The sequence below is a fragment of the Pedobacter nototheniae genome, from assembly GCF_004335085.1.
In the GTDB taxonomy this organism is placed as follows: Bacteria; Bacteroidota; Bacteroidia; order Sphingobacteriales; family Sphingobacteriaceae; genus Pedobacter; species Pedobacter nototheniae.
This window is the reverse complement of sequence record NZ_RQRS01000006.1, coordinates 170,704-193,484: the sequence shown is the minus strand read 5'-3', so window position 1 is coordinate 193,484 and position 22,781 is coordinate 170,704. Positions and strand designations below refer to the sequence as shown.

The window sequence follows — 22,781 nt, the reverse complement described above, 5'->3', positions numbered from 1 at the left end:
GTAGCTGCTCTAAAGCTGAATCTTCAAATGCTTTATAATTGAAGTGCTGCTCTTCTTGTTGATCTGACATAATTCCTATGTTTAAAGTTATTAATTTTCTTTTTGACACAGTTTATTGAACAGACCCGTATTTAATTATCTTTGAGAATAGATGTAGACTCTAAACAGTTTACACAATCTAATTTACACTCTCTCTAATAGGGAACAATGCCTCTCCAATAGGGAACAATCCCTCCCTAACAGGGAACATTGCCTCTCCAATAGGGAACAATGCCTCTCTAATAGGGAACAATGCCTCTCCAATAGGGAACAATGCCTCTCTAACAGGGAACATTGCCTCTCTAATAGGGAACATTGCCTCTCTAATAGGGAACATTGCCTCTCTAACAGGGAACAATGCCTCTCTAATAGGGAACATTGCCTACCACTTACCATTGCTCTTCAAAGCAAAAAGGTTCAAATCGTTTAAGAAATGAACCTTTTAAATGAAATTTTAAGCTTGCTCTGTTTCAATATATTTATTTTCGAGTGTACCATCACTGTATAGTTTTAAAATGGCATAACCTGGTGGCGTTTCTTGAAAATAATATGGTTTGGCAGATTTTTTATCGCCCTTACCCCACCAAAAACCACTCATTGCACCGTTACAATAATATTCTACACCGTTATACCAGGCACGATCCAACAAATGCTGATGACCACTTAAACAAACTTTAACTTTATCTTGATGCTTGTAAAACAGTTGCTTTAGCTCTTTATGATCTCCATGTTGGCCGCCTTCCCAACTACTGGTTACTGTTAAAATTGGGTAGTGCGACATTAATAAAACGGGTGTATTTTGTGGCAGTTGATCCAATTGTGCCTCAAGCCATTTAAATTGTTCTTCATCCAGTGATGTATTTTTATTATTTCCATCCAGGATGATAAAATGCCAGCCATTTTTAGCAAAACTGTAATAACGGTTGGGAATTTTTAACCTTTTCACCACATAATTTTTGCCGTACATTTCATCATCTTTTGATGGAGCTGCCCACCAAATGTCGTGGTTCCCTATGCAACTGTGCACTTCATAATCTGCAATCTGTTTGATGCAACTATCCCAAATACCCCATTGTTCGGTTACACTTTCTCTTTTAATATCATCATAATCGGCAGCATGTATACTATCGCCTCCGTTAAGAAAAAAGTCTACTTTGAGCTTTTTAATTTCTTCCAAACATTTTTCAAATCTAGCTGGGGCATTATCACCTTGCCTAATGTGCACATCGGTAATGTGTGCAATCGTTAAAACAAGTTTCTTTTTCTTTTCTGATTCTGTAGGAGCTGCCACTGCCATGTTACCCAAATTGCCAAGGGCAAGTGCCGCTGTAGCTATAGGAAGGGCTTTTAATAAACTTCTTCTTTTCATATTGTGTGCTTAGTTTTTTAGGTAATGGGATTTTTATAACTCATTATTAGAATCCAAATTATAAGCACTCCTTCCCTTCCTAATTTCTGAGCAAAAAAAGCCATTTAGAATTAAATATAGTACTCTTTACATATTATCTATTTGTTAAGAATAGCAAAGCTAAATGGTCAACATAAAAAAAACTGGCAAGGAACGTAATCCTTGCCAGTTTACAAAAAAGATGGGTTAACATAGCTAAATAGATTAACAATAGCGCTTAATTATTATATCTATCCAGGTTGAAGATTTCTTTATTTCATAAATACAATATTGCCTTTGTGGATTAATGATTTTACGGGCGAAATTCTGGAAACTGCTTCTGAAGAACAACTTGCATCAACGAGTACCACATCAGCCTGATCGCCAGGTTTAGGCCAACTCTGATTTCCTTTATCATCCAGTGGCAAAATATTATGTGTTGCTAATTTTAAAATTCGTGAAAGATCAAATTCCGAACGATAACCATAAAGCTGAGCCGCCATATTTGCTTTTTGCAAAATGCTACCGCTTCCAAAGGTATTCCACCAATCAATAATGCAATCATTCCCCGCCACAACATCTACACCATATTTATAAAGCGTTGGTATGGGCATAATGGTACGTCCAAATGGTATTGTAGATGCTATACCTACTTTTGCATGACCTAGTTTTTCGGCTATTTCTTCTGTTTTAGCTTTATCCAAACTGGCAAGTGCGAAACTATGACTAACAAAGGTTTTACCCTTTAGCACTGGGTTTTCTATTACTTTATCAATTAAATAGTTGATTGTTTTTAAACCTGATTCTCCCGATTCGTGTAAATGAATATCAATGCCTTTGTTGTTATCCAGTGCAAGTTGAACTACAAAATCCATATGTTTTTCTATGGCGCCGTCAATTGAAAAAGGATCTAAACCACCGATAAAATCTATGTCCATTTTAGCGGCTTCCTTCATTAAATCTTCTGATTTGGTGTAGTAAATACCATGCTGAGGAAAAGCAACCAATTCTGCATGAAAGGAATCTTTTTTATTATCTAAAGCCTTTTGCAAGTTTTTCAAGGAGTTTAAACCCGAGGTTGGTTCAATATTTACGTGGCTACGGGCATAATTTGTACCGTAACTTTGCAGCAACTCAATTAGTTTTTCGGTTCGAGGAACTGAGGTTTTAAGTAGTTCAGGAATAATTTTTTGCTCATGAGCAATCATATCCTTTACCGATCGGCGCTTGTTGGAGTTTGCTTTCCAAGGCAAACCGTACCAGGTTTTATCCAAATGAATATGCATATCCCTAAATGCTGGCAACATGAGTAATCCTTTTGCATCAATTGCATTGGCATTTGCCTTATTTGGTAAAATGGCTTTTATTTTTCCATCGCTAATTTCTACAGTAAATAATTCTGTTTTAGTATGCACCACCTCATCTTCTTCATATTCAAAACCAGTTTCTAATTTTACATTTTTTAACGTAAAACTATTTGCTGCTACCAGCGGATTCGATTTTTCGCTCTCGGCGGCTATAGATGGCGTTGCAGCAAAGATGCTACTTCCTGCAGCCAGCAAAATGGATGAATTTTTAATAAAATCTTTGCGTGTGATGGGTTGTACCGACATAACTTATACTTTTTATACAAATTTAATAGTCGAAACCGCAAACCGATAGTATAAATCATGCCATAACTTGTACCATTTATAACAAACGAAATAATTATTTACAATGGCATCCTAAATTTGCGTGGGCTTACGCCAGTTTGAAGTTTAAAAAATTTAGAGAAATAGGCCAAATCATAAAAGCCCAGTGTATAGGCAATTTCCTTAATGCTACCGTTTGAGGTAAGTAATAATCTTTTTGCCTCCAATGCTAGCCTATTATGTATTAATGAAGTAGCGGAAGTATTGAAATGTTTTTGAACCAAAATATTAAGGTAATTGGCTGTTATATTTAGCTTTTCGGCATAAAAAGCAACAGATCGCTCTTCTTTATAATTTAAATCAATTAGCGAAAGGTAATCGATTAGGATAGGCTTGGTATGATAAACTTTTAAATCCTCAAACTTTTCTTCTGCCTCACGGCTCGCCATCTGGGCAATAATTTTACACCTCGAATTTATAATATCCAAGTAAACGGGCTTTTTATTAAGTTCTGATTTTATGGAGTGAAACTCGTGTAGCAATTGCTGAAAGGTTTCTACACTTAAATTTAAAACGGGATGTTTTTGATAGTGCACAAAATCGTGCTTTAATGCACTTGCAAAAGTTTCAAAAACCCGCCTGTGCACCATTACCTGAACGGCATTGGTACTTGGGCCTAATTGCCAGGAGTGCACCTGCCCTGGAAATAGCAGATGCAATTGTTTTGGTTTTACCTCGTATGCTTCAAAATCAACAGTATGCACGCCGCTTCCGTCCTTAAATAAAAGGAAAAGAAAAAAATCATGTATATGTGGTTTCTCAATGTGCCTTGCGCCAACAATTTGATGGTACTGAAAACTGTTATCAGCTTCCTGATCCACCTGAAATTCGTTGATTCCAAGTACGGGTATATTGGCTTTTGCTTTCACTGCTGAAAAATACAAAATCCTTTATACTCTATGCAAATACTTCTGCTAGTAGTTTATTAGAATAAAGTTTTGCCTGATGATCATAAATATGTGAAGTTGCCATAATTTCGTCGACACCAAATTGGTTGATAAATAAGGAGATTTTTTCTTTAATCAACGCTTTATCGCCAACAAAAGAATAGGCTAGCATTTGTTCAACGGCTTCTTCTTCATATTCATTCCAAATATTGTACATATTATCAACGGGTGGTTTTAAGCGTTCGCGTTTTCCAGTTACTACGCCCATAAAGAATTGTTTTAGCGATGTGGTTAATCGCTCTGCTTCTACGGTGGTATCGGCAGCAACCACATTTACACAGGCAATTACATAAGGTGCTTGTAAATATTGCGATGGTTTAAAATTTGTGCGATAAATGTTAACGGCCTCGGCAAAATGAGTTGGTGCAAAATGACTTGCAAAAGCATATGGTAAACCCATTAAAGCGGCAAGTTTGGCACTATCGGTACTGCTTCCTAAAATCCAGATTGGAATATCTAAGCCCTCTCCAGGAATTGCCCTTAAATTGCTGTGTTGATTACCGGCATCAAAAAACTGCTGCAACCGCTGTATATCTCGTGGAAAACTGTGTACTGCATTAAAGTTTTCTCCTCTAATTGCCATAGCCGTTACCTGATCGGTACCTGGCGCCCTGCCTAAACCTAAATCAATACGGTTTGGATATAAAGAAGCCAACGTTCCAAATTGCTCTGCAACTACCAGGGGTGCATGGTTTGGCAACATAATACCACCCGAACCTACCCTAATGGTTTTTGTACCGCCAGCAACATAACCAATTAGAATTGCCGTAGCAGAACTTGCAACGCCAACCATATTATGATGCTCGGCAAACCAATATCTTGTATATCCAAGTGTTTCTGCCGCTTTGGCTAATTCTAAACTGTTTACAAATGTATCTGCAGGGGTTTTTCCATCCAATACGGTTGCCAAATCAAGGAGAGAGTATGATATATCTTTTAAGCTTTTGCCAGTCATTGTTCTTATTTAAATTGCTGATGCAAAGTTAAGGTTAATGCTTTCCAAATTTTATTCGGCGCATACATATGACGGTAACCAAACATTAAGCATTTATTATATAAAAAGTGACTTATTGATAGTTTAAAGCAATAAAAATGGGTTTTCAATCCTAATTTAAATGATGGAAATAGTTAATGTTTAGTAAAATTCCATTTTAATGTTGCCGCTCCATAAGCAGTTGTTGTAAAACGTGGATCGGCTTCATCCTTCATTTTAAAGAAATCTTTTAGTCTGCGGCTACTTACCGAAAAAGAACGGGTAAGTGTTGTGCCTCCAGTTAATTGAAGTGTTAAGGACTTACTAAGTTTAAATTCGGGGCGTAGGCCAGCGATGATTTGCTGATAACCCAAAAGCATAGAATTGTTATTTCGATTAACTTCGGCCGTCATGCCACTAAGTTCTACAACAGCTTTAAGCTCTATTGCATTATTTAATTTAGCACCGAACTCAACACCTTGCGGAAAATTTATGTGCAATTTATACCTTCCTTGTGTTGTCCAATCAAAATAAAGGCCAGGTAAAACCATTGGCACACCAAAGGTATTGGTTAATATTGGACCAAAACCAAATGCTAAATTGGGTTTAAAATGTTTGATAAATAAAACACCTCCTTGCGCCAAAAAATCTTTTGATGAAATTTTTTCCATATCAGTATAAACACCAATGGAAGCCATTGCCATAATAGACCAAGTTTTGCCAATTGGCCTTGAATGAATTAGACCGATTTGGGCATTTAATAATTGTGTAGGAAATATCGCGTCTTCATAATTTCTGTTATTCATTTTTGCGTAAGATCCTTCCATTGCAATAGCCCATACTTTTGGTCTGCCTTGCTCATCTACTTTTGTAGAAATTGGAATATTAAAAGTGGCTTGAATTCTTTTGAAATCACTTGTGGAGCCGGTTTTAAGACTATCGATCGGTCTTACATAGTTTGAAAAAGGAATGTATTCGGCCTTTATTTGCCCTGAAAACACACTCTGCGCTGATAAATGAGAACTGATAAAAAGTAAGCTAATAATAAATAGATAATGTAATATTTTCATGTTTTGTCTAATCTTATAAAAGCTAGACACGCACAAAAGTGATTACCCTACAAAAAAGAAAAAATAAATTAAAAAGGCCACTGGTAACCACCAGCAGCCTTAATTAGAATTAAATATTTTTTGTTGATCTTAATAAAAACTAATAGATCAGCATTTATTGTTGTAGTTTATTAAAACTGAACTGAATTAAGATCTTTATCTACTAAAAATCCATTCTGTGTTTTAAGTTCAAATTTAACCTTACGCTTAGCTTTTAATTTCAAAATAAATAAATCTGTATTTCCCGATAAAGCTTCCTGCGTACCTAGGTTTACAAAAGTTGGGTATAATACTTTATCGCCATTGGTATGCAATCTATCATTTGTTAGGTTATCCATTTGCTTTATGTTTAAAGCTTTTACACTTACAAAATCGTAATCCTGGGGGTTGTAAGGCAAAGCGAAACTTAATGCATTAACAGATTTAAGGTTAATTCCTTTCACCTTAATTTCTACAATTTCATCCTTATTGTAAGCCTGTTTTGCAGTACTAATTTCAATTTTACCAGCTACTTTATCAATTTTCTCCTGGCTTACTCCACCATCCAATTGTGTTGCCACCACTGAAATATCATAGGCATCAATCAGGTTATTTTTATTAATGTCGCCATTGCTGATATAACCCTCAAAATCTGCATCACCTTTTCTTAAACCGGTATAATTGGTGTAAGAAGTTAAATCGTTCTTATCAATTAAATGGTCATTATTAATATCGCCCGGAAGATAACTTTCAGTACCAGGAACCTTAAATATGTATAATTCACGACCTGAACCAAAGCCACCAACGCCATCGGTAATTACCAATTTTACATAGCGGGCAGTTGGATGGTTATCAAAATTGAATGTTTTAACATCGCCGGTATTTTTCCATTCAAATGAGCCTGCCTCTGTCCAGTTTTCTTTATTATTGCCGTAAAACACTTTACCCTTAAGTAAAATTCCATTCCCTCTACCTGTGCGTGGTAAATACTGGAATTTTTCGAGTTGATTAATAGATTTTAAATCAATAACCATATCAAAAGGAACCGCTTTAGTGCCCCATTTTGTGTGCCACATGTTGCCTTCATCAAAATCAAAAAGCTTATCAATTTCAGAACCTTCCTGATTTTCGGCAGTTGTTTCGGCAACAATACCCTGAATTGCAAATTCAAGAGGATTAGCCTTTGTTTTGGCTTTAACTTCTGTCCAATCAGAATAGCCATCTTTATTTACGGCACGTAGTTTAAATGAATAAACTGTTTCTGCTGTTAATCCTTCAAATAAAAGAGTGGTATCTTTAATGGTTGTGTAATGCATGCCATTAAAATCTATTTCGTAAAAATCAGCATGCTCTACCTTGCTCCAGCTAGGTTTAAGGGTATAAGCTTCTGTATTTTTATCAGAAATAACTGCATTAAGTGGGGGCGTTAATTTGCCAGAAGAAATTCTATGCTTATCAGTTGGGGCAAATTTAAAGCCATCTATACCAACAGTTATTTCGTTAGCAGTAATATCTGTAGAGGCTAGTTTTACTAAAACCTGAGGGTTTTTAATTATAGCAATCTTTTCAAAATCACTGCCCTTTGTTGCAAATTTGTTTAAGTTGGGTGCCTCTTCATAGAAATATACATTCTCATTTTTCAAGAAATCTTCTTTTGAATTTACCTCTACTAATTTAATTTTTGAATTCCCAATCTTTGCTGTTAATCGCTTTGGTTTTTCGGTAACATTAAAAACAAATTCGGTTGCCTTCTCTTTTACGAAGCCATCAAAGTCACCTTTGGCTTGATGAATAATTACGGTGGCTTCATTTTTATCAAGATTAGATTCAATCCATGTAGAAACGCCTTTACCTAATTTATAAGCCTCTGTGCTGCCATCATCATCATATTCTGTAAACGAACTTTTTCCTGCAGGGTAAAGTTCATACTTCCGGATGCCTTTATTAATCTCTGCTACGTTATTATTTGGATTTGCCATTGGAATAATGGCTCCCGCTTTCACAAATACCGGCAATTTCCATAACGGTGCATCGAAACTATTTAATATGCAGTTTCCTGTATATTTTTCTCCTGTAAAATAATCAATCCAAACGCCTTCTGGCAAGTAAATTCCATTACGTACATCGTTACCTTTATTATCAGTTTTTGTTTCCTGATAAATTGGCGCAACTAAAAAATAAGGTCCGTACAAATATTGGTACTGTGTTGCTGTTCCGTTTGTATAAGCATTTGGATACTCCAAAAACATCGCTCTTATCATCGGCAAGCCGGTTACAGCTTCTTTTGCAATGCTATAGGTATAAGGAATCAGCTCTGCTTTTAGCTTTAAATAATTACGATTAATTGAGGCAACAGGCTCGCCTAATGCGTGAGGATATTTTTCATTGGCGCCCCATCCATCCATATTTAATTCCATTGGCGTAAATGTTTTCCATTGGAAATCTCTAGTATTAATGGCTAAGTTTTTACCGCCAAAAATCCCATCCATATCCGAAGTAATATTCGGCTGACCGGATAAGCCTGAACCAATATAAGTAGGAATATGAAAGCGAATATATTCCCAAACGCCACCGGTTTGATCTCCAGACCAAACACTTGCATAACGCTGTGTACCTGCCCAACCATCCAAAGAGATAATAAATGGCCTGCTTGTATTGCCATAATAAGGCATAATTTGAGCAGCATCCGCAACGCCATTAAGTCCAAATGAGTAACCCGCTCCTACCCACGCAACATCGGTTTTAAGCACCCGAACACCCGCATCTCTAACCTCTTTAATAATATCACGTTGTAATAATGCACTTATTGATGATTTTGGATGAAGATCAGACTGTGTCCACAAACCTATTTCTACACCGTTTTTACGGGCGTAATCACCTAAACTTTTAAGGTTTTGAATATTACCATCTAAAGTTTCTGTTTGGCCGTAACCTGCACCATAACCATCATTTGGAAGTATCCAGCCCAAAGGCATATCATTTTTTTTATATCTATCAATTACGGCACGGGCGGAAAACTGGTAATTATTTTTTTCGCCATTAAGCGATTCTTTAATTCCTCCGTTATCCTTTTGGCTTTCTTTATATCGCTTTCCATCTTCAAACAAAATACCTTTTTCATCTTCCTTCCAAAAATCGCGGTTGTAAGCATTTAAATGTCCTTGATAAAAACCAAATTTCGGCAATAATATAGGGTTGCCTGTTAGCTGATAAAAATCATTTAAAAGAGGTACTGCGTCATCATTTACCATAAAAAAGGCATCTAAATAATTAGAATCATGAGATAATTTAACCAGCCCTTTTTCTTTAGCCCCGAAATCATAATTACCTTTTGCAAAAGTATACCACATTACTGCATAGCCATTTGTAGACCAATAGTATGGTGTAGGTGAGGCAACTCCTCCATCCGTCCAACTGTTTTGATTTTCTATAGCAATTGCTTTCCCTTTATGAGAGAAGCGCCCATTTTGAACCCCTCCACCATAAAAATATTCCTGAGGGTTTTCTTTTAGGATAAGGGTTACTTTTCCCTTTTCGAAACGGATTGGCTCTATTTCTTCTACTACCACGGCTTTGGTAGCTTGGTTAATAACCTTAAGCAAAGCGTTACTTTTATTTATTTGAACCGTTATTTTCCCTGTAGAGATAACAATCTGATTATTTTCATCCGTTACATTCAGTTTCGAAACTGGTTTTCGAGGGTTTTCAACTAAAATTTTAGCATCAGGCTTGGCTTCGGGATCTCTAATAAAACCTCCAGAATTATCCTGAAAAAGTCTAAAGATATTATCTCCATAAAAATCTAAAGTCAATCGTTGATTATCTGAAAGTAAAACTTCAATTGTTGTAGAATTAATTTTCCTTGCTCCAATTACCGTTTGAGGTTGTTTGTAAACCGTTTTTACAGGGCTTACTTTTTGGTTTGCAAATATTGGCGATGAGGAAAAAAATAAAGGAAATGTAAGTGCAAGCAGCGTTGCTTTTTTTTGGTTAGAAGATAGAAACATTTTCATTATACTGATTTTGGCAAATTCTCTATTAATAGTTAGAGAATTTTGTTGAGTTAGGCTAATCTAATTATTATAAAAGATTTGCTCTCATTAAATCATAGCGCAAACGTTTGATATTTGGCTTCAACTTTAAAAAAGTTACACAATAAGTTAATAATAAAAAGCCACCTGACTTTTTATTATTAAAGATTAATTTCTTGTTTTAGAGCAGTAGCCGAATTTATTTCTAAAGATGCGATAATACTTTCTGATGCTGCTTCGCAAAAATCGATACCCGAATAATCTGGATTGTAACCTCCAATATAAGGCACTGCCATAATATAAATGCGTTTATTGGCTTCGCCGTTTTTATCAACCACCTGAAAAGTATCGTTTATAGTTATTCCAGGCACTTTAAGGTAATATTCGTCTGCCTCTTTTTCTACCAATTTATTTCCCTTTTCAAGTTCGGACTTGCCATTTGCTGCATCACTAAATTTTAAACGTGCGGCACTAACGGTTTTGCCTTCTACTAATCCTTTAAAAGGAAAATCATCAAATGATAAATGTGGCTGACCAACACAATCTACAAAAGTATCAAAATGTATGTTTACCTCTTCTTCACATTCATTTGTATACATATAATTTGCGCCACCATTTGTATCAGGTTTTACTTCACTATCGTCGCCAACAGCAACTAAATCAAGTAATCCTGCATCATTTAAAGCCATTAATTCTCTACAAGAACTTTGCGGCACAAAGGCAATAACCAAAGAAATAAGCGGCATAAGTACTTTTTGAAGCCGCTGCATATCTTCTGCAGATAGGTATTTTGCAGGGTAATTCATTGCAAAACTTAATACGGCGAGCATTTCCTTCCAATAAATAGATTCCTTTCTTTTAATCGATCGTTCGGCCTCTACATATTCCTTTTTAAATAGTTCAAATGGATTTTCACGCTCTCTTAAATTCATCATAGCCTCTACAAAAGCTTCAATATTCATATCCTTAATCCGCTCGTAAAAGCTAGGCTCTTTAGTGATGAACATTTCCTTAAAATTCTTGTCGAATATATAATCTAAAGAAAGAAATCCATCGTTATCTGCAATACTCGCTGCAATTTCAGCCTTACTTAATGTGGCATCTTTACCTAAGTGAGAATCTTCCAAATGGAAACGAATGGCTGGCAGCAACCCATTTCTGGAGTGCATTATCATTTTAAAACCTTCGCTATCAGGATCAAGATCGAAGCATAACTTTCCATCACTCCCTTCGTAAAAATTTCCGTTTTGACGGGCTAAAGTTCTAACGGCATCAATTGCAGTTAATGAAGCACCTTTTAGTCCTACTGGGTGATTTAACTTTAAGGCAAGTTTTTTAGGTGGGTATGGCGAATCAAAATATCCTGCAATTTTACCTTCATTTTTTTTAGGCCAATTGTGCCCAATGCAAATTACGGCAACATCAAAATAAGCATTTTTCTGATCCTCAATTATAATCTCTACTTTATTTTCATTGGGTACATCAATAATATCCAAAACATTGGAATTAAGGTGTATTTTGACAGGTATATCTCGTTCATCAGCTTGTTTTATCAATAAATCAAACTGTGCAGAAAGGTATTCACCAAAAAATAAACGGGGCAAAACTTTATATTCATTATACTTTTCAGGAATAATATTAAAACGCTTAAGTAATGGCTCTGGAGCAACCTTAACCCATTCTGCAATGTGATTGAAAATGGTTGGAATTTCGTTATCAGAAACATTCGTTATGTGCTCATCATTTGCGCCCTCTGCACTGTAAGGCATACCCATACCTAAATGATTTTTACGTTCGAAAATCTCAATTTCGTAATCTCTATTTCCAGATTCTATTAATCTTTTAAACATGAAAAGTCCGCTAGGACCGCCACCAAGTATTGCAATGCGTTTTTTAACCATGTCTTTAATTTAATTGAGTTTTTCAATCTCGAAGTATATAATCTTAAAAACCGCTAATTGTTTTAAAAATAATCTAATTGCATTTTAATACGTATAAATAGTTGTTTGGGAAACCAATTGTTGATATATGTGTTTATAAAAATCAGTATTTATTAAAAGGGGAAAAATATGGAGCAAGCACAGCCAGAATTAAAGCTTTATCAATTGTTATTAGGTTCTAAAGCACCTAAAAGGAATGTAGAACAGCATGATTATTTTTTTGGAATTGCCCGCTCACTTAAAGAACTTGTTCCTCAAATTAAGGCGTTTTGGCCCGAAGCGGGTTCGAGTTTGCATGTTGATGGATGGCGTGAAGTAAATGTTGTTAATGGCTATAAAATTAGCATTATCCCCCGGCTTTCTACCTTTGAGGAGAATGAACAACATCTTTTCTTCATTAATTTGGGTGGCTACCAACAAAATAAACTGGAAGAACAGCATTATACAATTTTAACCGTGCAAGAAAACCGTGCCATAGCTGTGCAACATGCAAAAAAAGCTGTGTTTTTTAAAACAAATTCTTTAAAAGGTGCCAATGCTCATATTGATGAAAAGTACGGAATAGATGTGGATGAAATTTATAAAATGGAAGATATATTGGATGATGATTTAAAGAAATTGTATCGCATTCAAATTACGCCCACAACAGAATCATTTGAGGATGAAATTCATTTAGGCTACTTCAAATTGGATAAATTGTAGCTCATTAATTAATTTACTTACTACAGTTTTTCTGTCTACTCTTTAATTTACCACATACAACTGAGCTTTTCAACAAAGCAATCTGGACTTTACAACAAAACTACCAGTCTATTTTTTATTGAACTTTGTTAAATCAAATTTAAAAGAAATGACAAGTTTAAATATAAAGGTGGTAATGTCCGCTAAAATAAGTTTTGGTACATTAGGTTTAATTAAGGCGTAAAACGATGATTGATTTAAATAATAATCCCCTGGTGCTGGTAACTGGCGGAACAGGTTTTGTTGGTGCTCAGGCTATTCTTCAATTATTGCAAAAAGGCTATCGTGTAAGAACCACTCTTCGATCTTTAAAAAGAAAAGATGATATTATTGAAATGCTACAAATTGGTGGCATTAACGATTTTGCAAATCTATCTTTTATAGAAACTGATTTAACCAGTGATAATAATTGGGATGAAGCCGTAAAAGGCTGCAAATATGTTTTGCACATTGCATCCCCCATTCATTTAAAACTTCCAAAACACGAGGACGAAATGATACGGCCAGCCGTTGATGGAACCATCAGGGTTTTAAAAGCAGCAAAAAAAGCGGGTGTTAAACGCGTAGTTTTAACATCTAATTTTGGTGCAGTTGGTTATAGCCACAAAGATAAAAACACCTTTATTACAGAAAACGATTGGACAGATCCCAATGAAAAAGGATTATCTGCCTATAATAAATCGAAGGTTTTAGCAGAGCGTGCAGCCTGGAGCTTTATAGAAAACGAAGGTAAAGGTTTAGAACTTTCTGTAATTAACCCTACCGGAATTTTTGGACCATCATTAAGTCCAGTTTTATCTAGTGGGTTCGAGCTTTTAAAAAACATGATAGATGGTACAATGAAAGCCATTCCTAATTTAGTAATGGGTATTGTTGATGTGCGTGATTTGATTGATTTACACATTAGAGCAATGGAAAATCCGAAAGCAAATGGGCAGCGTTTTTTGGCTTTATCTGATGGTACGCTATCCCTTCCTCAAATAGCACAACTGTTAAAGGAAAAAATGCCCAGTGCGGCTAAGCATATTTCTACCAAAGTATTGGCCAACTGGCAGGTTAAAATTGCCGCTTTATTTAATGATAAGGCAAAAGCCATTGCTCCAATGTTAGGCGTAAATAGAAATGCAAGCAATGAAAAAGCAAAAACTATTTTAGGCTGGCAACCACGTAGCAACAAAGAAGCTGTTTTGGCTGCTGTTGAAAGTATGGTAAAATTTAAAAATATTTAAATTCCATAGCAAGAATTGACCAAACAATAAATGAAAAGATTTTTTAAAATATTAAAGTGGACCGTTATGATCCTGGTTTCTATAATTGCTGTTTTAGGCATTATAACCTTAATTTATATCCAACAACCTCAGTTTGGCAAGGTGCCATCGGGCGATAGACTTAACAAAATAAAACAATCTATCCACTACCAAAATGGACGTTTTCGTAACCTGGTAGAGAAACCGACAATTAGTGATGGTTATAGCATTTTGGGCGAAACTTATCAAACATTGTTTAAAAAATGGCCTCGCCGCAGCCCTGTTGAGGCACTTCCATCTGTTAAAAATGATTTAAAGCATTTGCCATTAGACAGTAACATAATCGTTTGGTTTGGGCACTCATCTGTATTTATTCAGTTAAATGGCAAAAGATTTTTAATCGATCCTAATTTTAGTGGTAAAGCTTCGCCCTTGCCAGTATCTGTAAAAGCCTACAAAGGGAGTAATGTGTATAGCGCAAACGATTTCCCGGAAATTGATTACTTACTTATTTCACATGACCATTACGATCACCTTGATTATGAAACCATTGTTGCATTAAAAAACAAAGTAAAAAATGTAGTTTGTGGTTTAGGTGTTGGTGCACACTTTGAGTATTGGGGTTATTCTGCTCATCAAATTATAGAAAAAGACTGGGATGAAAAAGTGGAAATTGACAAAGGTTTTACTATTTTCACTACTTCTTCACATCACGAAAGTGGTAGAGCTTTTAGTAGCGGGCAATCACTTTGGATGTCGTACTTAATTCAATCTCCAACCACAAAAATTTACATTAGCGGCGATGGCGGTTTTGATGAAAGGTTTAGTAAAATAAACAAAAAATTTGGTGCCATAGATTGGGCTATTATGGAATGTGGACAATACGATAAGGCATGGCAATCTGTACATGAACTACCTGAAGAGGTTGTAGAGGCAACTTTAACTTTAAAAGCGAAGCATCTTTTGCCTGTTCATCATTCTAAATTTACATTGGCAAAACACCCTTGGGATGAACCATTGATTAAAATTACCGAACTTTCTGAAGGTAAACCTTATCAACTGGCGACTCCATTAATTGGAGAAATAATTTATATTGACCGCAACAACCAACCTTTTAAACAATGGTGGAAGGGAATTAAATAATGTTTAAAAAAATATAAAATGAAAATTACTGATATAAAATCATGCTATATGGGACCATTAATCTCTCCCGAACAGTTTATAGAGGAACACATCTTTATATTTTTAATAAATGGTAAAATGAATGGTTATGATGGCAAAAAACATCATGTACTAATGCCTGGAGACTGTTGTATTATTAGAAAAAATCAACTGGTACGTTATAATAAACAAAAGGACAAAACTGAGTTCAAAAAAATCGTTATTGTTTTTGATGAAGCATTTTTAAAAAGTTTTTTAAGCAAACACAAGCAGCCACATGTCAATTATGCATCTGATGAAGCATTTTTAGAAATTAAACAAGATGTATTAATCTCATCTTTTGTACAATCGTTGCAGCCATATTATGGCGAAGAAGGGAAATTACCTTTAAACTTTGCAGATGTGAAGAGAGAAGAATTATTGCTTATCCTCCTTCAATTACATCCTGAATACACCAACATTTTGTTCGATTTTGGAATCCCAGGAAAAATTGACCTGGAGGCTTTTATGAATAAAAACTTCAAGTTTAATGTGAGTATAGAGCGATTTGCCTACTTAACGGGCCGGAGTTTATCTTCTTTTAAGCGAGATTTTCAGTCAACATTTAATGAAACCCCAAATAAATGGTTAATAAAAAAACGCTTGGAGGAAGCTTATTTTCTACTGCAGAAAAAAGGGTATCGCCCAAGTGATATTTACCTTGATTTAGGCTTTGAAGACCTATCACATTTTTCCTTTACCTTTAAAAAACGATTTGGACATACGCCTACTGAAATCGCCAATAATGTAAAATCCAAAAATCCATCATTATCGCTTTCGATTGAGAAGTAAATCAGGGATCAAAAAGAAACTATTTAACAAAATTAACAGCGACATCTTTAAGTACAAAATTTTGCTGTAAGTTTGCCAAAATACAAGTACAGCCATTAAAAATGAATAGATTTTTTTCGATCATACCTCTAATTTTATGCACTACATTGGCTTTCGGTCAGGCTAATAAATCAAAACAGACAGATTCGGGTAAACCTTTTGTATTGGGCAAAGTAGATGAAATTCAATCAAAGGAATTAGCAGAAAAAAGGGTTTTAAACATTTATTTCCCAGAAGGTTATAACGAAAGCGATACAACTAAATATCCAGTAATTTATTTACTTGATGGCTCTGCCGATGAAGATTTTATTCACATTGTTGGCCTTGTACAGTTTAATAGTTTCGAATGGGTAAATCAGGTTCCAAAATCAATTGTGGTGGGTATTGCAACCGTTGATAGACGAAGGGATTTCACTTTTCCATCAACAATTGATGAGGATAAAAAAAAGTATCCAACAACTGGTCATTCTGATCGATTTATAGCTTTTATTGAAAAAGAATTACAGCCATTTATAGAAAAAAAATATAAAACAAATCGCTCTAAAACTATAATTGGGCAATCATTAGGTGGGCTTTTAGAAACTGAAATTCTATTAAAAAAACCTTCACTTTTTAACAAATATATTATTGTAAGTCCTAGTTTATGGTGGAATAATGGTTCGCTATTGAATGAAAATTCACAAATTTTACAATCTAATTATAACCAGCAAACCGACATTTACATTGGCGTAGGTAAAGAAGGGCTAACTCCAACTGCAATACCAAGAGTAATGGAAGTAGATGCAAATTTATTGGCTGAAAAATTAAAAACCACAAAAAGTAACCGCGTAAAAGTTCATTTCGATTATTTGCCTACCGAAAACCATGCAACTATTCTTCATCCGGCTGTAGCAAATGCATTTAAATTTTTATATCCAAAAACTCAAGAGTAGCAAAGCAAAAAAAATATTAAACCCTTAGGGAGCCACGAAAACCCCTAACTCCATAATATGATTGCGCACCATTGTGGTATATAAAGATGGTATTATAACGGAAATCAGCAAAAATGGCACCACCAAGCTTTCGGATATTGGTTGGTGTTTGTAGCCAACTTGATGTTTTTGTATCAAATTTTCCAAGTTGATGTAAGTACCGGTATTCTTCTTCATTTAGTAAAATAACCCCCATTTCTGTCGCCATATCAATCGCACTACTCTCGGGTTTATGCTCTTTTCTAGCATCTAATGCCTCCCGATCGTAACAAAGGCTTCTGCGTCCTTTTGGTGTTTCAGTTGAGCAATCGTAAAAAATGTATTCTGCCGTAGTTTTATCGTAAGCAACAACATCAGGTTCGCCACCTGTTTTTTCCATCTCATTAAGCGACCAAAGTTTAGCTGGATTTGATTCTAATTTTGCAGCAACAGCTTCCCAATCAATATCATTATGAAAGTTTTTGTTCTTTTTAAAACGAGCTTTTAAAGTGTTAAGTAATTCTTCACGTACATTTGAAGGCAATTCCTTATTGTTTTTTACGATACTCATAATTTGCATTGTCTTATTCAAAAATAAGATATAATTAATATAATTGGTAGCTTAAAAACACAAAATATCCTTCAATAAGATGCACTTTTTAAAGGACATTTAGAAACTGTTTAAATTTCACTAAATATTTTACTCCGTCACCCTGAATTTAGTTCAGGGTCTTTTAAGATAGATTCTGAAACAAGTTCAGAATGACGATTATTTTTTAGACAAACATTTAAACAGTTTTCTTAGTTACTCTAATTACTTCAAAACAGATATTTCTTCATCTGACAGTACTTTGTTCCAAATTTGCAACTCGTCTAGCTTCCCATTAAAGCCACCAACATTTTGAAGTGGAAAAAACAAGGTTTCCGATTTACGCATTTTGGTTTTCTCTTTATCTGTAAAAAGAATATAATTATCGTACAATCGCTTTTCAAGCTTGCCATTAACGTATAAACTGGTTCCTTTATTGGTTCCGGTAATAACCAAGTGAGTCCAAGTATTTTCGGGTACCGCATACCCAAAATCAATATTATAGCCCTCTCTTGAAAAACCAAGTTTACCTGTGCCAGTTTGTTTCAATTTTACAACAGCATTTGGAGATTTAAACAGAAAAGCATCATCAGAATTGCTAGATGCAGGATTTACCCAAAAAGAGATCGTATAATTATAACCTATTTCTTTATAAGGCAACTTGGCAAAGCTATCTTTTCCAGAAAATGACAGTCCATTTTTGATATATCCTTTTGAATAAATTGCACCTTCTGTTTTTATTCTCTTGTCTTTTCCCTCAAAATTAAAATAAACTGTAAATGGCGCTTTACTTTTAGTTATTTCACCGCGAATGTTCAATGTTGGTCCCTCTCCTATTTCTTTGCTCAACAACTTAAAATCCTCAAACTTAATAGCTGTATCGGCTCCTATCCACATTTTTTGCGCCAGTACCTGCATTGCAGGAAATACCCTATCGTGTACATCCTTTTCTGTAATTCCGTTTCCTACAATATCGTTCCAAACGGCAAAAGAGCCACCTAAAATAGTCGAATCGCCAGGTTCAAAGCTTATATCACCAATCATGGAAGGCGTCCATTCATTATAAATATTTTTAATATTTAGATAATCATAATAATAACCAGCATTGGGCACAATATAAAGCCATCCATCGGGTGTGCTAATCTGTTTATAGCCTAATTTCTTCATATCAATTGGGTTAGCATAACCATTGTACCAGGTATTCATAGTAACATTTTTCACCTTTACGGGAGTTGTGCCCTTAGCATGAGTTAATGCGCCCCAAAGCCTTACATCTTTTCCAAATCCTTCTACATATTTAATCATGTGATCTGTAAAATCCCTAAAAACCTCAGCATCTTTTTTGGCGTACTCATCGGTACCAATATGAACCGTTTTACCCATAAACACAGGCTTATCGCCAGCAATGTACTCTTTAAAAACATTTTCCATTACCGAATAAGTAAGTGGATTATGCAAATCAAGATGATCGGCTCCATATGCTTTACTGGCAATTTCAGGAATAACTTTAGTAAAAGCCAAGGCATGTGCAGGGGCATCAATTTCAGGAATAATACGTACGGCATAATCGTTAGCCATTTGTTGCAAAGCCATAAATTCCTTTTTACTGTAAGATCCATCCTTTGCGGTGAGCCCAGGGTACGTTGTGTTTTCTAAACGAAAGGCAGAATAGGTTTCAGACCAGTTATCATTAAAATATTTTTTAAAACCATTATCATTTAAATGAATTTGAAAGTCATTCATTTTGTAATACGACATAAATTTTACGTAATCTTTTAAAAATTGAAGGCTAAAAAATTTACGTCCAACATCTAACACAAAACCACGAACTTTAAATTCGGGATAATCTCTTGCTACCCCTTTCGGAATACCTTTTTTCTGCTCTAACAATTGCAACAGCGTTCTTGTTCCCCAAAATAAACCTTGATATTTTATGGCGCTAACTGAAATATATTCATCTACATTAAAATAATAACCTTCTTCACCTATGGTTTTATCTTTTGTGTTAAGGGTTAAAAAAATATCTCCTTTTTTAGGTTTGCCTTTTACAATTGGCAAACTAAATCCGGATTGATTTTTTAAATCTTCTCTTAAAATATCCGCAGCTTTTTGCAGTTGTTTTTCATCAGCAATATTTAATACTATTCTGCTATTAGGTGATAAAAAGAATTCGCCTTTACTGCCATGCCATTCGCGTAAAGCAGGTATTACGAAAGGTTGGGGGTTAATTCCGCCATCCGAAAATTTACCAGGAACAATAATTTGCCTTGAAACATCATACTTTATTGTATCACTTACCTCGCTAATTAACTGAAAATATAAGCTGACTTTTGTTGCAACTAATGGGGCAGTAATATTGCCTAAAGCATCAATAATTGGGATATGATCGCTCCCGCTTAACACCAATTTATATCCCTTTGGACTTTGAGGAAGGATAACTTTCTTATCGCCAAGTTTTAGCACGGGAATATTGGCTACGGTTTGAACGATAAGGCTATCGCGTTGCGCAAATAGAAAACTGTTCGTAATAATTACCAGACTAACAATTAAGGCTATTTTTTTCATCATATTGGATTGAACTTAAAGTAATGGGCTTGTTTTACGAAGCCCATTACAACTAGAGAAGCTAATTTATTGAGAATTTGTAGTTACTGCTAACATAGGTGCATAATTATAATAACTTCCGGTATTTATTGTTCTGCCCCCACCACGAACATAATAAAGTGTGCCCGGTTTTAAATCCGTAATGGTATAATCGTAATTAGTATTTACAACAACCGCATTATCAATGGCTTCGGTATTGGTTAAGCCTCTATTGCTATTGTAGTTATTAACATCAACTGTATTAAATGTTGCTGCAACGGCTAATATTCTAGCTATTTTTTGAGTGTTTTGTGCTGGCTGGGCAACTTTAACCCTAATGGTAATGCTGGTAGCTGTTTTGCTAAGTAATTCGCTGGTAACGGTAAGGAAGGGAATCACTTTTATATCAAGCTTTGTTGATCCGTTTACATTAACATTTAGCGTATCCAAATAGAAAAAAGGTCCTGTTGGTACCACTTTATAATGGCCACTAAACATAAAACCACGGGTATAACTGCCATCAACATGTAACGCCGTTTGTATTGCGGTTGGCTTGGGGTAATCTGTTTGAAAAAGTTGTAGATAACCACCACTTGCATTTGTTTGTTGTGGTACATTTTTGCCAGTTGTTGCATCAATAATATTTCCATAAAGTTCTGCATCTGGCAATTTGTAATTATCTTTTTTACATGCATTTAAAAACACAAATAGTAAAAAAGAGAAATATATAAATAGTTTTTTCATTTTATATTTTTTAATATTTTCACCTTATTGATAACCTGGATTTTGAATATATGGAGGGTTTTGCTGTGGCAGCGGCTCTAAGTATAACTTTTCAGGAAAAGTACGTGTAAGCTTTGGGGCAACTGCTTTTTCAAAAGTATATTTCATATTGCTTGGGTCAACTCCATTTTGCCACATAATCCACGGGTAAAGGGCATGAAACTGTGTATTAGTTAAAACGGAAGTTGCATTGTGCCAGCGGCGAATATCCCAGAAACGGTGATTTTCAAACGCAAGTTCTACTTTTCTCTCGTGCCTAATTTTATCAATCGTGATTGCACCTACAGTTGCTATCCCTGCTCTTTTGCGAATTAGATTCACGGCATCTATTGCTGCATTACTGTTTCCAAGTTCGTAAGCTGCCTCAGCATAATTTAAAAGCACTTCAGCATAGCGAAAAACCATCCACGGCGTGGTAGATCTTCCGTAAGGAACACGGTTTACAGGATCCATAAACTTTTTGATGTAAAAGCCCGTTTTTGTTGGGTCATTAGTGGTTAATGGGCCATCTTTACCAACAATATTGAATGTACCACCAGCCGGATAAACTGCTGATAGGCTTTCGGAAGTATGTTTTACACCATTATCAATTACACCCCTTCTTACCTCTACAACACCGCCTTGCCATGCATCAAAAGGCGTTAAAATTGTGGCGAACATCCTTGGGTCTTTATCCTTAAACAAATCGGTAGGTTTGTTATAAACAATTGGGTTTCCGCTTACATCATTTACCTTCAATGTTCCTGGTGAACCATCTGTATATTCAAATTCCTCCACCATTTCTAGCGTAGGGTTTGTTACATTGCCATAATCTACCCTAAAACTTTGTGGTGCATTATAAAAATCGAAACTGTGGGCTTTATCAGGCGATTGAAAAACCTTAGTAAAAATCGCTTCAGGGTTACCAAGTGTTAAAAATAACTGTTGGAAATTCGCAGCCTTATCGGGGTTAATATCATACAATTTATATTTATTTGATTTGATAATTAAATCGGCGGCATCCATAGCTTTTTGCCAATATGTGTTTGCCAAGCTCGGGTTAATTCCTACCAAACCATTAAGTTGCACAGTTCCATATTTTGCGCTTGATGCCGCGTAAAGCATTGCTCTGGATTTTAAAGCAAGTGCGGCATATTTATTAACACGGTAGGCATTAGCTGGATCATTTCCATAATTTTCGGGCAAATCGCCAACAATAGCGTCTAATTCTGTAGAAATGAAATCGTAAATTTCTTGCTCTTTACTTCGTTGAACAACTAAGCCTGCTACATCATCTCCCGTTTTATATTGCTGTACTTTAGTAACTAAAGGTACACCGCCATAACGTTTTACTAAAGAAAAATATTCAAAGGCACGTATAAATCTGGCTTCTGCTAAAAAGCGTTTTTTCGAATCATTATCAATAACTGCATTGGGTATTTTTTCTATAAAATCATTCACTCTTCTAATGCGCGAATAATCCCAGTTGCCGTACCAATTTCCCATAATGGCATTATTAATATTACCCCAAACGTAGGATCGTACTGCCTCATCTGTTGTGGTTGATAGATAGCCACCCTCATCACTAACGGTATAATCAAAATCCTCGGTGGGCAAATTATTGTAAAGCGTTACCGTTAATGCGGTTATTCCACTTACGCTACCGTATGCAACATCTTCTGATACCAGGTTTTTAGGCTCTCTTTCTAAAAAGTCTTTTTTACAGGATATTACGCCTGTTAAAAGCACTAATACCAGGCTATATATTCTAATTTTTTTCAT

At 35.3% G+C, this 22,781-nt stretch carries 16 protein-coding genes; 5 read left to right on the top strand and 11 right to left on the bottom strand.

Annotated features, from left to right (window positions below):
- Positions 1 to 493: 493 nt before the first annotated feature.
- The 7 genes from EHC72_RS07685 to EHC72_RS07655 form a co-directional block, all read right to left on the bottom strand.
- Entirely contained in the window at positions 494 to 1,408 is a 915-nt protein-coding gene (locus EHC72_RS07685) for a metallophosphoesterase family protein (protein ID WP_131537090.1), read from the bottom strand.
- A gap of 290 nt (positions 1,409 to 1,698) precedes the next feature.
- On the bottom strand, positions 1,699 to 3,039 hold the full coding sequence (locus tag EHC72_RS07680) for an amidohydrolase (RefSeq protein WP_131537089.1): 1,341 nt from the start codon (positions 3,037 to 3,039) through the stop codon (positions 1,699 to 1,701).
- A 98-nt stretch (positions 3,040 to 3,137) separates the two neighbouring features.
- Complete coding sequence (locus EHC72_RS07675) at positions 3,138 to 3,986, bottom strand: helix-turn-helix domain-containing protein (protein ID WP_131537088.1); 849 nt, start codon at positions 3,984 to 3,986, stop codon at positions 3,138 to 3,140.
- A gap of 28 nt (positions 3,987 to 4,014) precedes the next feature.
- Positions 4,015 to 5,019 carry an LLM class flavin-dependent oxidoreductase gene (locus tag EHC72_RS07670; RefSeq protein ID WP_131537087.1) on the bottom strand — a complete coding sequence of 335 codons (1,005 nt, stop codon included), beginning with the start codon at positions 5,017 to 5,019 and terminating at the stop codon, positions 4,015 to 4,017.
- A gap of 173 nt (positions 5,020 to 5,192) precedes the next feature.
- Positions 5,193 to 6,107 carry a DUF6268 family outer membrane beta-barrel protein gene (locus tag EHC72_RS07665; protein WP_131537086.1) on the bottom strand — a complete coding sequence of 305 codons (915 nt, stop codon included), beginning with the start codon at positions 6,105 to 6,107 and terminating at the stop codon, positions 5,193 to 5,195.
- Between the two features lie 170 nt (positions 6,108 to 6,277).
- On the bottom strand, positions 6,278 to 10,138 hold the full coding sequence (locus EHC72_RS07660) for a TIM-barrel domain-containing protein (protein ID WP_131537085.1): 3,861 nt from the start codon (positions 10,136 to 10,138) through the stop codon (positions 6,278 to 6,280).
- 179 nt (positions 10,139 to 10,317) lie between these two features.
- Positions 10,318 to 12,057, bottom strand: coding sequence for an FAD/NAD(P)-binding protein (locus tag EHC72_RS07655; RefSeq protein WP_131537084.1), 1,740 nt, complete (start codon positions 12,055 to 12,057; stop codon positions 10,318 to 10,320).
- 168 nt (positions 12,058 to 12,225) lie between these two features.
- On the opposite strand from EHC72_RS07655, the gene EHC72_RS07650 reads away from it, so the two are divergent.
- The 5 genes from EHC72_RS07650 (at position 12,226) to EHC72_RS07630 (ending at position 17,047) form a co-directional block, all read left to right on the top strand.
- Positions 12,226 to 12,798: a DUF1543 domain-containing protein gene (locus EHC72_RS07650; RefSeq protein WP_131537083.1), complete on the top strand. Its 573-nt coding sequence runs from the start codon at positions 12,226 to 12,228 to the stop codon at positions 12,796 to 12,798.
- A gap of 227 nt (positions 12,799 to 13,025) precedes the next feature.
- Positions 13,026 to 14,066, top strand: coding sequence for an SDR family oxidoreductase (locus tag EHC72_RS07645; RefSeq protein WP_131537082.1), 1,041 nt, complete (start codon positions 13,026 to 13,028; stop codon positions 14,064 to 14,066).
- Positions 14,067 to 14,096: 30 nt separating this feature from the next.
- Positions 14,097 to 15,227: an MBL fold metallo-hydrolase gene (locus EHC72_RS07640; RefSeq protein WP_211660294.1), complete on the top strand. Its 1,131-nt coding sequence runs from the start codon at positions 14,097 to 14,099 to the stop codon at positions 15,225 to 15,227.
- A gap of 18 nt (positions 15,228 to 15,245) precedes the next feature.
- On the top strand, positions 15,246 to 16,076 hold the full coding sequence (locus EHC72_RS07635) for a helix-turn-helix domain-containing protein (RefSeq protein ID WP_131537081.1): 831 nt from the start codon (positions 15,246 to 15,248) through the stop codon (positions 16,074 to 16,076).
- 101 nt (positions 16,077 to 16,177) lie between these two features.
- Entirely contained in the window at positions 16,178 to 17,047 is an 870-nt protein-coding gene (locus tag EHC72_RS07630) for an alpha/beta hydrolase (RefSeq protein ID WP_131537080.1), read from the top strand.
- 16 nt (positions 17,048 to 17,063) lie between these two features.
- Here EHC72_RS07630 and EHC72_RS07625 read toward each other — a convergent pair whose 3' ends face one another.
- From EHC72_RS07625 to EHC72_RS07610, 4 genes are all read right to left on the bottom strand, one after another.
- Entirely contained in the window at positions 17,064 to 17,636 is a 573-nt protein-coding gene (locus tag EHC72_RS07625; protein ID WP_211660293.1) for a DUF4256 domain-containing protein, read from the bottom strand.
- Positions 17,637 to 17,879: 243 nt separating this feature from the next.
- Positions 17,880 to 20,222, bottom strand: coding sequence for a family 20 glycosylhydrolase (locus tag EHC72_RS07620; protein WP_211660292.1), 2,343 nt, complete (start codon positions 20,220 to 20,222; stop codon positions 17,880 to 17,882).
- Between the two features lie 63 nt (positions 20,223 to 20,285).
- Positions 20,286 to 20,981: a DUF3823 domain-containing protein gene (locus tag EHC72_RS07615; RefSeq protein WP_131537079.1), complete on the bottom strand. Its 696-nt coding sequence runs from the start codon at positions 20,979 to 20,981 to the stop codon at positions 20,286 to 20,288.
- 24 nt (positions 20,982 to 21,005) lie between these two features.
- On the bottom strand, positions 21,006 to 22,781 hold the full coding sequence (locus tag EHC72_RS07610) for a RagB/SusD family nutrient uptake outer membrane protein (RefSeq protein WP_131537078.1): 1,776 nt from the start codon (positions 22,779 to 22,781) through the stop codon (positions 21,006 to 21,008).

Excerpts from the sequence above, each read along its gene's own strand:
- EHC72_RS07640 (WP_211660294.1), top strand. The coding sequence starts at position 14,097 with ATGAAAAGATTTTTTAAAATATTAAAGTGGACCGTTATGATCCTGGTT.
- EHC72_RS07650 (WP_131537083.1), top strand. The coding sequence starts at position 12,226 with ATGGAGCAAGCACAGCCAGAATTAAAGCTTTATCAATTGTTATTAGGT.
- EHC72_RS07635 (WP_131537081.1), top strand. The coding sequence starts at position 15,246 with ATGAAAATTACTGATATAAAATCATGCTATATGGGACCATTAATCTCT.
- EHC72_RS07665 (WP_131537086.1), bottom strand. The coding sequence starts at position 6,107 with ATGAAAATATTACATTATCTATTTATTATTAGCTTACTTTTTATCAGT.
- EHC72_RS07680 (WP_131537089.1), bottom strand. The coding sequence starts at position 3,039 with ATGTCGGTACAACCCATCACACGCAAAGATTTTATTAAAAATTCATCC.
- EHC72_RS07620 (WP_211660292.1), bottom strand. The coding sequence starts at position 20,222 with ATGATGAAAAAAATAGCCTTAATTGTTAGTCTGGTAATTATTACGAAC.
- EHC72_RS07610 (WP_131537078.1), bottom strand. The coding sequence starts at position 22,781 with ATGAAAAAAATTAGAATATATAGCCTGGTATTAGTGCTTTTAACAGGC.
- EHC72_RS07645 (WP_131537082.1), top strand. The coding sequence starts at position 13,026 with ATGATTGATTTAAATAATAATCCCCTGGTGCTGGTAACTGGCGGAACA.
- EHC72_RS07615 (WP_131537079.1), bottom strand. The coding sequence starts at position 20,981 with ATGAAAAAACTATTTATATATTTCTCTTTTTTACTATTTGTGTTTTTA.
- EHC72_RS07625 (WP_211660293.1), bottom strand. The coding sequence starts at position 17,636 with ATGAGTATCGTAAAAAACAATAAGGAATTGCCTTCAAATGTACGTGAA.
- EHC72_RS07655 (WP_131537084.1), bottom strand. The coding sequence starts at position 12,057 with ATGGTTAAAAAACGCATTGCAATACTTGGTGGCGGTCCTAGCGGACTT.
- EHC72_RS07660 (WP_131537085.1), bottom strand. The coding sequence starts at position 10,138 with ATGAAAATGTTTCTATCTTCTAACCAAAAAAAAGCAACGCTGCTTGCA.
- EHC72_RS07670 (WP_131537087.1), bottom strand. The coding sequence starts at position 5,019 with ATGACTGGCAAAAGCTTAAAAGATATATCATACTCTCTCCTTGATTTG.
- EHC72_RS07630 (WP_131537080.1), top strand. The coding sequence starts at position 16,178 with ATGAATAGATTTTTTTCGATCATACCTCTAATTTTATGCACTACATTG.
- EHC72_RS07685 (WP_131537090.1), bottom strand. The coding sequence starts at position 1,408 with ATGAAAAGAAGAAGTTTATTAAAAGCCCTTCCTATAGCTACAGCGGCA.